An 11,678-nucleotide genomic window follows, 5' to 3' on the forward strand; every position below is an offset into this window, starting at 1 on the left:
CTCGGAGCGTGGACCGGCTCGGCGTTGCCGCGGCTGAAGCCGCGGCGACTGCGGTATATCCGAGCCAGCTATTGGATGCCCGCTTCCCTTATCCTTGCCGTCGATAACACGACTTGCAGGTTCGGGGACACTCGGTGATCCATTTTGATCAAGTCAGCAAACGCTACGAGGGCGGCCACGAGGCGCTGTCGCAGCTTTCCTTTGAAGTGCCCGCCGGCGAAATGGCTTTTGTCACGGGCCACTCCGGTGCGGGCAAGAGCACCCTGCTCAATCTGCTAGGGCTGATCGAACGTCCTTCGCATGGAGTGATCATGCTGGATGGCCAGAACCTCGCGAAGGTCCGCGGCGGCGGCATTCCCAAGTTGCGCCGGCGTATCGGCATGGTGTTCCAGGATCACCGTCTGCTGATGGAGCGCACGGTGTTCGCCAACGTCGAGCTGCCGCTGACCATCGGTGGCATCGCCCGTCCAGAGCGCAATCGCCGCGTGCGTGCCGCCTTGGAGAAGGTCGGCCTGCTTGCCTATGAGCGCCAATTGCCGGCCACTTTGTCTGCGGGTGAGCGCCAGCGCGTCGGCATCGCCCGCGCCATCGTCGCGCGACCGACGCTGCTGATTGCCGATGAGCCGACCGGCAATCTCGACCCACAGCTGGCGCTCGAAATCATGGGTTTGTTCGGTGAGTTCCAGCAGGTCGGCACGACGGTACTGATTGCCAGCCATGATCTACCGCTGATCAAACGCATGAAGAAACGCGTGATCGTGCTCGACCACGGCCGCTTGGTGGCCGATCTGGCCGCACAGGAGGTGCTGTGACCATGTCGCCGGAAAACAGCTTCAACTCCGACCCGCAGGGACCCATGCGCGAAACATCCCCGCGCACGGAAAAAAGCCAGGGACGTCGATTTGCCAGCTGGCAGGAGCATCACGGCTGGAGCGCTGCAGCCAGTTTGCGCCGGCTCGCGTCGCGGCCGCTTGGCAGCCTCTTGACCATCGCCGTGATGGGTCTGGCGTTGGCGCTGCCGCTGGCGTTCTATCTGCTGCTCGGCAATGTGCAGAGGCTCGGCGAGACGCTGGGCCAGAGTCAGGCGATCAGTGTGTTCATGCAGCCCGATCAGAATGCGCAGCAGGCGCAGTTGCTGGCCAGACAGCTCGGCGAACGCCCCGAAGTCGCCAACGTCATCGTGAAAACCCCGCAGCAAGGCATGGATGAACTGGCCAAGATGCAGGGCTTCACTGGCGCGCTGAAAACGCTGGACAGCAACCCATTGCCTTACGTGTTACAGCTGCAACCGCACGAGGAATTGGGTGCCGCGGCGATCGGCCAGCTGGTCGCTGACATCCGCACGATGCACAGCGTCGACATGGTGCAGGACAGCGGCACCTGGCGACAACGGCTCGATGCATTGCTCGCCGTGGGCAATCGTGCGGTGCTGGTTTTGGCGTCGCTGTTGATCCTGGCAGCGCTGTTGGTGGTAGGCAATACGGTACGGGTGGATATCGCCAGCCGTCACGAGGAAATCGGCGTGCTGCTGCTGATTGGCGCCAGCGGCGCATTCGTGCGCCGGCCCTATCTTTATGCGGGTATCTGGTATGGCCTGTTCAGCGGTATCCTCGCAGCCCTGCTGGCGATAGCCATCGAATTCGCCCTGGCCGATCCCGTGGCACAGTTGAGCCAGGCTTATGATGGCAAGCTGCAGGTCGGCGGTTTGCCGCTGTGGCTGCTGCTCGCGGTGCCGCTGGCAACGGCCGTGTTGGGCTGGTTTGGTGCGCGGCTGGTCAGTGCGTGGCAATTACGCAAGGCCGCTTGAAACGCGTGCGTTTGACAGGGTGACGCGCGTCGCAGGTCATCGCACGGCATTCGGTGCACCATCTCCAAACAAACCGTGGTTTAGGCTGGGCATGATCGCGATCTATTAGCGGACATGCAGAGATAGTAGGGTTGAACGACGAAGTGGCGAGTAAGGCAAGTTGAATAACGCAATGAGCGCGACCATCAGCAACCGTCTCATCACGACAGCACCGCGCGTGCTCGTGGTCGATGGCTCGCGCGTGGTGCGGCAACTGCTGACGCGCGTGCTGCTGGCCGAATTGCCCGATGTCGAGGTGATCGGCAGCGGCAGTGGTGCCGATGCACTGCAGCTGCTGGAAAACGGTGCGTTCGATTTCATCACTATCGCGCTGCGCCTGCCGGACATGGACGGGTTGGAGCTGGCACGTGCGGTGCGCGAAACCGCATCGCAGACCTATGTGCCGATCGTGGTAGTTTCCGGCGACGTTGACGATCGTCTGCACCGCCGTTCATTGGGCGAAGACGTAACCGATTACTTCGACAAGGCGTTGGGTTTGCAGGCGCTGGCCGAATTCATCCGCGGCTACGTCAGCCCGCAGATGCACGCCGAAGGCACCGTGCTCTACGTCGAGGACAGTCGCGTGGTGGCGTTGGCGACTCGCCGCATGCTGGAGAAGATCGGCCTCACCGTGCGCCACGTGGTCAGCGTGGAAGATGCGCTGGCGATGCTGGAAACCGATCGCGCACTCGGCTGGACCGGCGCCGATGTGGTGCTTACCGACGTCAGCCTGAAAGGTGAGCTGACCGGCGGCGATCTGCTCGAGCGCATCCGCAACGAATTCGGTTATGGCAAGGGCCGGCTGCCCGTGCTGGTGATGACTGGCGATGAAAACCCGGCCAATCAGGCCGCGCTGATCAAGGCCGGCGCCAACGACCTGGTCGAAAAACCGGTCGAGGAAAAACTGCTGATAACCAAGTTGCTGTTTCAGCTGCGCGTTGCCCAGCACTTGCGCAGTCGCGCGAGCGGGGCACTTTGAGCGCGGAGCCGGTCAAGCTGGAACATGTCAGATTGGAGCCGTCGTGGAGGGCGCGTCTCGGCGAGATGTTGCTGAGTCCGCCGATGCAGTCGCTGGCTGCCTTTCTGCGCAATGAAAAACAGGCTGGCAAAAAGATCTATCCACCGGGCCCGGAGATTTTCGCCGCCTTCGAGCACACGCCCTTCGACAAGGTGCGGGTGGTGATTCTGGGCCAGGATCCGTATCACGGCCCGGGCCAGGCGCACGGCTTGTGCTTCTCGGTGCGACCCGGCGTGCGTGTGCCGCCGTCGCTCGAAAATATCTTCAAGGAAATCCAGCGAGATCTCGGTATCGCGCGGCCCGATCATGGTTGCCTGACGTCATGGGCAGATCAGGGCGTGCTGCTGCTCAACAGCGTGCTGACGGTGGAAGATAGTCATGCCAATGCACATCAGGGGAAGGGTTGGGAAGATTTCACTGACAAGGCCATCGACGCACTGAATCGCGAGCGCGAGGGCGTGGTCTTTCTGCTGTGGGGTTCGTACGCCCAGCGCAAGGGACAGCTGATTGATACTCGACGGCACTGCGTGCTGAAGTCGGTGCATCCGTCACCGCTGTCAGCCCATCGTGGCTTCATCGGCTGCGGACATTTCTCGGCGGCCAATCGTTACCTGGAAGAACGTGCAGCCGATCCGATCGACTGGTCGCTGCCGCCAAGAGCGGCATTGGTTTAATCGCTTCGTTGCAAGCCGCCGGTATTACGGATGCCCCAAGCGGAGCAATAGACCGGAAGCGGCCATGCAACTGCGCCGATTCTGTATCTCGCACTGTGGCGAAATAGGGACACTTTGCGGCTTCGTGCTGCAGCTAGTCCGCGGCAGAAATTCTTTATCTCACTGATTGGATTGAGCTTTCACTTGGAGCGCCTTTAAGCGCGCACGGTTGGCACGTCGCCTGCTCATAAACAGCATGCATCACCGCCAGCAGGGGCCGACATCAAAGGCTTTAACGGCACCGGCCTTCAAACCGGATTTACGCCACCAAGGGAGTCGATTCATGACCAGCAAATCACTACGTACCGGGCTCTGTCTGCTTGTTGCAGGCTTCGGGCTCACCGCATCATCCGGCATTCTTGCCGACGACGAGTTGCAACAGATGGCGCAGGATGCCAATCACTGGGTGATGCCCGCCGGCAACTACACCGCCCAGCGTTACAGCGCGCTGGATCAGATCACCGCCGACAACGTGAAGAACCTGCACGTGGCGTGGACCATGTCGACCGGCTCGCTGCGCGGTCACGAAGGACAGCCGCTGGTGGTCGGCGACATGCTGTATGTCGAAAGCTCCTATCCCAATCATGTCTATGCGGTTTCGCTGAAGGACCCCGGTCACATCGTCTGGAACTTCACGCCGGACCAGAACAAGTTTGCGCCCTCGGTCGCGTGTTGCGACGTGGTCAATCGCGGTGTGGCTTATGGTGACGGAAAGATTTTCGCCAACGCGCTCGATGGTGGCCTCTACGCGCTCGACGCGATGACCGGCAAGGTGGTGTGGTCCGCCAAGAACGCCGACCCGATGATGGGCCAGACGCAGACGATGGCACCCATCGTGATCGGCAACAAGGTGATCACGGGTGTCTCAGGCGCAGAGTACGGGGTGCACGGTTACGTGACGGCCGACGATATCAAGACCGGCAAGCAGTTGTGGCGCGCGTACAGCACTGGTCCCGATGACCAGATCATGTTCAACCCGGACAAGACCATCGACGGCGCCACCCAGAAGGTCGTCGGCAAGGACTCGAGTCTGAAGAGCTGGCAGGGTGATCAGTGGAAGCTCGGTGGCGGCACGACCTGGGGCTGGTATAGCTACGATCCCAAGCTCAACCTGCTGTTTTACGGCACCGGCAATCCGGGTACCTGGAATCCCACACAGCGCCCGGGCGACAACAAGTATTCCATGTCGATCATGGCCCGCGATCCGGATACCGGTGAAGCCAAGTGGGTGTTCCAGATGACGCCGCATGACGGCTGGGACTACGACGGCGTCAACGAAAACATTCTCACCGACACCACGATTGACGGCAAAAAGGTTCCGACGCTCACCCACTTCGATCGCAACGGTTTCGCTTATGTGTGGGATCGCCGCAACGGCAAGCTGCTTTCGGCGAAGAAGTTCGATGACATCGTCAACTGGGCCAGTGGCATCGACATGAAAACCGGTCGTCCGATCGTCAACGCCGACAAGATGACCAAGGAAGGCGAGAACACCAAGGACGTCTGCCCGTCTTCGCAGGGATCGAAGGATCAGCAGCCGGCTGCCTATGATCCGGCCAGCGGCCTGTTCATCGTACCGACCAACCACGTTTGCATGGACTATCAGGCGTTCAACGTGAAGTACAAGGCCGGCTTCCCGTTCGTCGGTGCGCTGGTGAGCATGTATCCCTACAACCATGGCGAAGTGGGTGGCCGCTTCATCGCCTATGACCCGATGTCCGGCAAGACCAAATGGGCGATCAACGATCGTTTCCAGGACTGGTCAGGTGCACTGACGACCAAGGGCGGTATTGCCTTCTACGGCACACTCACCGGCTGGTTCCGTGCCGTGGATCTGAAAACCGGCAAGGTGCTGTGGCAGTTCAAGTGCCCATCGGGAATCATCGGCAACCCGATGACCTACACGCATGACGGCAAGCAGTACGTGGCTATCCTGAGCGGCGTGGGCGGTTGGGCCGCGATTGGTCTGTCGAACAACCTCAGCAAGGCGAGTGAAGGTCTCGGCGCGGTTGGCGCCACCGCCACCCTCAGCGACTACACCAATCTCGGTGGCACGTTGATGGTGTTTGCCCTCGACTGATCACAGGTCACGTTGACGCGATGTCTCGACAGGGGCATCGCGCCCATGACTTTTCTTTTCAGGGTTTTATTTATAGCGGCAGTGCGCGGAGAGCTTCATGAAAATCAGCGACGTAATGATCAAGACCCCCATGATGATGTTTGTCATGGGCGCACTGATGTGCACCACGGCGGCGCCAGCCGCGCATGCTGCGGATACGCCGAGCGGTGGCAAGCTCAAGGTGTGTGCCGACCCCAATTACCTGCCGTACTCGAATCGCGACGGCAGCGGTTTCGAGAACGATGTGGCCGAGTTCGTTGCGCAAAAACTCGGTGCAACGGTGGACTACACCTGGGCGGATTCCCGCGGCCACGGCGGCTTCGACGAATATCTGTCGCGCAATCTCGACAGTGGTCATTGCGACGTCGTGATGAACATGCCATACGGCAATCAGGAAGAGCTGACCACCGACCCGTACTACGTGTCCTCGTACGTCTTCATTTCCAAGAAGGCCAAGGGCTACGATCTGGATAGCCTCAACTCGCCGGACCTGCGCAAGCTCAAGATCGGCTTCGAGGCGGATACGCCGGTCGAGGACGGCTTGCAGATCCGTGGCATGGTCTCTACAGCCAAATCCTATGACGTGGGTGGTGATAGCGGCACCTCGCCGCGCAGCGTGCTGGAGGATGTGGAAAACGGCACCATCGACGTGATGATCACCTGGCAGCCGGCGATCGGCGCCTATCTCAAGGATTTTCCGGACCTCACCGTCAGCGCTCTGCCAAACACGCGCGCCACCGGTTCGCCGGAAATGTATTCGTTCCCGATGTCGATGGCTGTGCGCAAGGACGACCAGGCGCTTAAGGGACGTCTGGATGCATTGATCAAGAACAACGGCCCGCAATTGCACGCCATTCTGAAACGGCACGGCGTGGAAATCTTCGGCGAAGGCACGGCCGGCACGCCAGGGGATACCGCCGGTTTGTGATGTCAGCTACTTGGACGTAAAGCCTCTTACGGAGTAATCGCGAATGCATCATCTGTTGAAGCCATCCCGGGCCATGTTGGGCCTCTTTTTGGGCGTGGCCGCACCGCTTTTATTGCACGCTACTGCAAGCCATGCCGCCGATACCAAGATGTCGGAAGGCGAAACCAAGGCTCGTGCCAGCAACTGCTTTTCCTGTCACGCCATCGATCACAAACTGGTCGGCCCGGCCTACGACGAAGTTGCCAAACACTACGCAGGCCAGGGCGATGCGATCGTCGCCACGCTGGTGAAGAAGGTAAAGGTGGGAGGCGCCGGCAATTGGGGTGAGGTGCCGATGACGGCGCATCCGGAACTCAGCGATGCAGACACTACGCTGATGGTGAAGTGGATCCTGTCGCTCAGCGGCAGTGCTGCTGCCACGACTGGTACGGGTACAAAAGCGGCCGCTCCGGCTGCCATGCACACCTACAAGGATACGTTCGGCAAGAGCGTGCAGACCGATGTGGCGGTGTTCACCGGTCCCGATCAGAAGAACGTAACGCCTGCCGTTTTCAATGGCTACGAGCAATACAACTCCTACTGCTTCCGTTGCCACGGTGGCGACGCGGTCGGCGGCGAGTACGCACCGGACCTGCGCAAGTCGATGGCCAACGGCATGACTTACGAGCAGTTCCTGAGCACCGCGATGGCGGGCCGTCAGGACAAAGGCATGCCGTCATGGGCGGGCTTCTTCGAGGAAAAGGACATTCACGCGATTTATGATTACATCAAGGCACGCCAGCTCGATTTGATTCCCGAGGGTCGTCCACCATCGGGATGATTATGGATGTCTAGCCGTCTAAAAATTTACAAATCACCTTTTCAATATTTTGCAAGGAACTGTACGCATGAAGTCACGAGCCGCGGTCGCGTGGGAAGCCGGCAAGCCGTTAAGCATCGAAGAGGTGGACGTCGCTGGCCCGAAGGCCGGCGAGGTGTTGGTCCGCATCGTCGCCACCGGCGTCTGCCACACCGATGCGTTTACGCTGTCCGGTGCCGATCCCGAGGGGATGTTCCCGGTGATCCTGGGTCATGAAGGCGGCGGCATTGTCGAGGAAGTGGGCGAAGGCGTGACCTCGCTGAAAGTCGGTGATCACGTCATTCCGCTGTACACGCCTGAATGTGGCGAATGCGAATACTGCCTCTCCGGCAAGACCAACCTGTGCCAGAAGATCCGCGTGACCCAGGGCAAGGGCCTGATGCCCGACGGCACCAGCCGCTTCTCGATCAATGGCAAGCCGATCCTGCACTACATGGGCACCAGCACCTTCAGCGAATACACCGTGCTGCCGGAGATCTCGCTGGCCAGAATCAACCCGGCCGCGCCGCTGGAGAAGGTTTGCCTGCTCGGCTGCGGCATCACCACGGGCATCGGTGCGGTGTTGAATACGGCCAAGGTCGAAGCTGGCGCCACCGTTGCCGTGTTCGGCATGGGCGGTATTGGCCTGTCGGTGGTGCAGGGCGCGGTGATGGCCAAGGCATCGCGCATCGTCTGCATCGACATGAATCCCGACAAGTTCGAGATGGCCAAGCTGCTGGGCGCGACCGACTTCATCAATCCGAAGGATTATCCGGATACGCCGATCCAGCAGGTGATCGTGGACCTGACCAATGGCGGTGTGGACTATTCCTTCGAGTGCATCGGCAACGTGCATGTGATGCGCTCGGCGCTGGAGTGCTGCCACAAGGGCTGGGGCGAGTCGATCATCATCGGCGTGGCCGGCGCGGGGCAGGAGATCAGCACGCGTCCGTTCCAGTTGGTGACCGGTCGCGTATGGCGCGGCAGTGCGTTCGGTGGCGTGAAGGGTCGCAGCCAGCTGCCGGGTTACGTCGACCGTTACCTGAAGGGCGAGATCAAGATCGACGAGATGATCACCGAGGTGTTGCCGCTCGAGCGCATCAATGACGCGTTCGAGTTGATGCATGCCGGCAAGGTCATTCGCTCCGTGATTCAGTACTGAGCAATGCCACGCTTCGCGCCCGTGTTTGAAACCTGGCAAGCCGGCGCCAGCCAGATGCTGGGCCGTACGCATCGGCGTGGCGATGGTGTCATGAACTTTTTATTTGTACGCAATCGATTCGCAATGGCATCGATACCGGGAATGCCCGCAGGAGTTTTGCATCGGATACACCGGTGGCAATTAACTGTCAGCCGCACCGCCGCTGGCTCAAATAAATCAGGTCACTCCAAATCCGGCGACATCATTCGAGGAGACACACCATGACAACGCACATTCATCCCGCCGTCGATCAGGGCGTCAAGCAGGGCAAGAGCAACTTTGCCGGTGGCACGCTCACCTGCAAGTGCAGCGACAAACCGGTCAAGGTCAAGGTCGGCGCACAGACTGCGCACAATCACGTCTGCGGTTGCAGCAAATGCTGGAAGCCAAAGGGCGCCACGTTTGCGCAGATTGCTGTTGTGGCGCGCGACAAAGTCAGCGTGCAGGAGAATGGCGACAAGCTCGCCATTGTCGATCCGAAAGCCGCCATCCAGCGGCATGCCTGCAAGGTGTGTGGCACGCACATGATCGGTCGCATCGAGGACACTGGCCATCCATTCCACGGCCTCGACTTCGTGCATACCGAGCTGTCGTCCGAGGAGGGTTGGTCGGCGCCGATCTTCGCTGCGTTCGTCTCATCGATCATCGAGCAGGGTTTCGATCCGAAGAGAATGGATGCCGTACGCGGTCGCCTGAACGAATTGGGCCTGCCACCGTATGACTGCTTGTCGCCAGTATTGATGGACGTTATCGCCTCACATGTGGCCAAATCCAAAGGTACAGCCTACGCCGGCTGAGGTGTGCCAATGGATAGCAGCATCAAGCCAACGTTGAGGGTCGTCATTGCTGACGACCACGCCGTCGTGCGCACCGGATACCGGCGATTGCTGGAGCTGGAACCGGGGCTGCAGGTTATCGCCGAATTTGCCGATGGCGAAAGCGCCTACCTGTGGCTCGTGGAACATCCGGCGGATGTGCTGATCCTTGATCTGTCGATGCCGGGCCAGGGTGGTCTGGCGACCTTGCAGCGATTGCACCAGCGACTTCCGCGGTTGCGTGTGTTGATCTTCACCATGCACGACAGCCCGGCCTTGGCAGCGCAGCTGCTCAAGGCCGGCGCGAGCGGATACCTGACCAAGAGTAGCCCGCCGGAGTCATTGATCGACGCAGTGCATCAAGTCGCGGCCGGTGAGCAGGTGCTCTCTGCCGACATTGCAGCGGCGATGCGTAAAGGTGAAGGCGATCTTCCACATAAGCAACTTTCGCCGCGGGAGTTCGATGTCTTTCTGCTGCTTGCCCAAGGCATGGCGGTGGAACAGATTGCCAGTCAACGCTGCCTTAGCATCAAGACAGCCGCCAACTATCAGACCATCGTTCGCCACAAACTCGGCTTGAACAGCGCGCTTGAAATGTATCGTTACGCGCAGACCTGTGGATTGCTTACCCAGGTTTCCTGAAGCCTTCCGTTTGCAAATGCAGCCCGTTTACCAATGTAAAGGTAGGAGCGGAAGTGGTTCACGGTTCGGCGTGTCGATCTTCTGTGGATGTCGCCACTGACATGTCATGCAGTGGCAATCGCGCTCGTATGGACAAGCCTTGCCGAGTGTTGTCCGGATGGGTGGCAAACATTTCGATTTCGCCATGCAGTGCCCATACCCGTTCCCGCATGCCTACCAATCCACTGCCTCGATAGGCTGCTGGCCCCGGATCGGTCAGACCGTAGCCGTCATCGCAGACCGACCACTCAAGCCGGCCGTCCTCAAGCAACGCCAGCCGGATATCGACGCGCGTCGCCTGGGCATGGCGCGCGATATTGGTCAGAGCCTCCTGGGTCAATCGGTAAATGGTCAACGCAACGTCGCTCGCGATCGCATCTTCATCGATGTAGATTTCCAGCACGAAACGCGTCTGCTGATCCGGTCGTTCACGCCAGCTTTCAAGAAGCTCCTGCAGCAGGCGATGCAACGGCAGTGGCTCATCCTCATCTTCATACGGCTTGCGCGCGTGCAGACGTTGCAGCAGGTCGCGCACCGCGTGTTGTACATGCTCACAGTGGTCAGCGAGCGCCTCGGCGACATCGCGCAGCGGTGGCTGGCCAAGACTGCGGCGGATCAGCCATGCCGTATCGGCGCGCATCGCGGTGAGTCGCTGGCCGAGTTCGTCATGCAGCTCGCGCGCCAGCTTGCTGCGTTCGTCCTCGCGCATGCTGCGCAGTTGCAGATCGAGCCGATGGCGTGCTTCCCGCGAGGTCGCCAACGTCTGTGCCATGTGGTTGAGTGCCTGCGCGATCGTGTGCAGCTCGAGCAGGCGTAGTGGCGGCAGCCGGTAGTCGTAGCGATCGCGCTGGTACTGGCCGATGGCGTAAATGATCTTGCGCATTGGCCGCAGTGCTAGCCGCAGCGCGACGTAAACAGCCAGCAGCGTCAGCACGCCATAGCCGAGCAGGATGCCGAGCAGGCCGGCGATATCGGTCAGCGATTCGCTGCGTTCGCTGCCAGGATCGAGTAGCAGGGTCACGTGATAGCGCAGGCCATCAGCGCGTTGCAGATTCCATTGCGGCGTGTTCGGTTTTACGCCGCCGTAGGCTGGTGGTAGCAGCCATGCAAAGCCGCGGTGCAGCAGGGTTGGTGTTGCTTGTGTGGTCGGGAGCAGATCGTTGCCGCGCGCATCCTGAAGGCGCAGCTGCAGATGTCGCAGGCGTCCCTCGCGGCTGATTTGGCGCAATGCGTCAAGGTGGGCTGGGATGTCTCTGGCTGACCCGCTTTCCAGGCCGTCGAGCTGGTCAAACAGATGCGCCGTTTCGGCGGCGCCCTGTTCCTCGCGCGCAATGTTGAGTCGTGCCTGCCACAGTGCCAGTAGCAGCGCGCACGCCATCATGGCGACGGAAACAGCCGCGATACGCCACATCAGAAATCGTGAAAGATGCATGCCGCGATCACCCGTGATCAGAGACTCATCGCATGGTAGCGGGTCGGCATTCGGGAGTTCTTCCCGTAGTCAGCGCACACCGTGCTG

At 60.5% G+C, this 11,678-nt stretch carries 11 protein-coding genes; 10 read left to right on the forward strand and 1 reads right to left on the reverse strand.

The genetic code is table 11. The features are described from left to right. Positions 1–134 precede the first annotated feature (134 nt). The 10 genes from ftsE to HDE79_RS02685 all read left to right on the forward strand — a co-directional run bounded on the left by ftsE (position 135) and on the right by HDE79_RS02685 (position 10,120). Positions 135–812, forward strand: a complete 678-nt coding sequence (ftsE, locus tag HDE79_RS02640; protein WP_184600363.1) for a cell division ATP-binding protein FtsE — start codon at positions 135–137, stop codon at positions 810–812. Between the two features lie 44 nt (positions 813–856). Then, the gene (gene ftsX, locus HDE79_RS02645; protein WP_184601074.1) at positions 857–1,807 is read left to right on the forward strand and encodes a permease-like cell division protein FtsX; all 951 of its coding nucleotides are present in this window, start codon (positions 857–859) and stop codon (positions 1,805–1,807) included. 172 nt (positions 1,808–1,979) lie between these two features. Continuing rightward, entirely contained in the window at positions 1,980–2,825 is an 846-nt protein-coding gene (locus HDE79_RS02650) for a response regulator (protein ID WP_184600364.1), read from the forward strand. Next, positions 2,822–3,538 carry a uracil-DNA glycosylase gene (gene ung, locus HDE79_RS02655; protein WP_184600365.1) on the forward strand — a complete coding sequence of 239 codons (717 nt, stop codon included), beginning with the start codon at positions 2,822–2,824 and terminating at the stop codon, positions 3,536–3,538. Before HDE79_RS02650 ends, ung begins: the two co-directional genes overlap by 4 nt. 322 nt (positions 3,539–3,860) lie before the next feature. Then, positions 3,861–5,657 (forward strand): methanol/ethanol family PQQ-dependent dehydrogenase, encoded by a 1,797-nt coding sequence (locus tag HDE79_RS02660; protein ID WP_184600366.1) that lies wholly within the window; start codon positions 3,861–3,863, stop codon positions 5,655–5,657. A gap of 97 nt (positions 5,658–5,754) precedes the next feature. Beyond that, a complete protein-coding gene (locus HDE79_RS02665; protein ID WP_184600367.1) occupies positions 5,755–6,624 on the forward strand; it encodes a transporter substrate-binding domain-containing protein in 870 nt (289 codons plus the stop codon). 43 nt (positions 6,625–6,667) lie between these two features. Beyond that, positions 6,668–7,444, forward strand: a complete 777-nt coding sequence (locus HDE79_RS02670) for a c-type cytochrome (RefSeq protein ID WP_221439987.1) — start codon at positions 6,668–6,670, stop codon at positions 7,442–7,444. A gap of 67 nt (positions 7,445–7,511) precedes the next feature. Further along, entirely contained in the window at positions 7,512–8,624 is a 1,113-nt protein-coding gene (locus HDE79_RS02675; protein ID WP_184600368.1) for an S-(hydroxymethyl)glutathione dehydrogenase/class III alcohol dehydrogenase, read from the forward strand. Between the two features lie 260 nt (positions 8,625–8,884). Next, positions 8,885–9,460, forward strand: a complete 576-nt coding sequence (gene gfa, locus HDE79_RS02680) for an S-(hydroxymethyl)glutathione synthase (protein ID WP_184600369.1) — start codon at positions 8,885–8,887, stop codon at positions 9,458–9,460. A 9-nt stretch (positions 9,461–9,469) separates the two neighbouring features. Further along, the gene (locus HDE79_RS02685; RefSeq protein WP_184600370.1) at positions 9,470–10,120 is read left to right on the forward strand and encodes a response regulator transcription factor; all 651 of its coding nucleotides are present in this window, start codon (positions 9,470–9,472) and stop codon (positions 10,118–10,120) included. Positions 10,121–10,178: 58 nt separating this feature from the next. On the opposite strand, the gene HDE79_RS02690 is transcribed toward HDE79_RS02685, so the two are convergent. Next, the gene (locus tag HDE79_RS02690; RefSeq protein ID WP_184600371.1) at positions 10,179–11,591 is read right to left on the reverse strand and encodes a histidine kinase; all 1,413 of its coding nucleotides are present in this window, start codon (positions 11,589–11,591) and stop codon (positions 10,179–10,181) included. Positions 11,592–11,678: the final 87 nt, after the last annotated feature.

Origin of the sequence: Rhodanobacter sp. MP1X3 (genome assembly GCF_014207165.1) — a bacterium.
Taxonomy (GTDB): Bacteria; Pseudomonadota; Gammaproteobacteria; order Xanthomonadales; family Rhodanobacteraceae; genus Rhodanobacter.

Bases quoted from the DNA above. Each gene is read 5' to 3' on its own strand.
- ftsX (WP_184601074.1), top strand. From the start codon at position 857: ATGCGCGAAACATCCCCGCGCACGGAAAAAAGCCAGGGACGTCGATTT.
- HDE79_RS02650 (WP_184600364.1), top strand. From the start codon at position 1,980: ATGAGCGCGACCATCAGCAACCGTCTCATCACGACAGCACCGCGCGTG.
- HDE79_RS02660 (WP_184600366.1), top strand. From the start codon at position 3,861: ATGACCAGCAAATCACTACGTACCGGGCTCTGTCTGCTTGTTGCAGGC.
- HDE79_RS02665 (WP_184600367.1), top strand. From the start codon at position 5,755: ATGAAAATCAGCGACGTAATGATCAAGACCCCCATGATGATGTTTGTC.
- HDE79_RS02670 (WP_221439987.1), top strand. From the start codon at position 6,668: ATGCATCATCTGTTGAAGCCATCCCGGGCCATGTTGGGCCTCTTTTTG.
- HDE79_RS02675 (WP_184600368.1), top strand. From the start codon at position 7,512: ATGAAGTCACGAGCCGCGGTCGCGTGGGAAGCCGGCAAGCCGTTAAGC.
- gfa (WP_184600369.1), top strand. From the start codon at position 8,885: ATGACAACGCACATTCATCCCGCCGTCGATCAGGGCGTCAAGCAGGGC.
- HDE79_RS02685 (WP_184600370.1), top strand. From the start codon at position 9,470: ATGGATAGCAGCATCAAGCCAACGTTGAGGGTCGTCATTGCTGACGAC.
- HDE79_RS02690 (WP_184600371.1), bottom strand. From the start codon at position 11,591: ATGCATCTTTCACGATTTCTGATGTGGCGTATCGCGGCTGTTTCCGTC.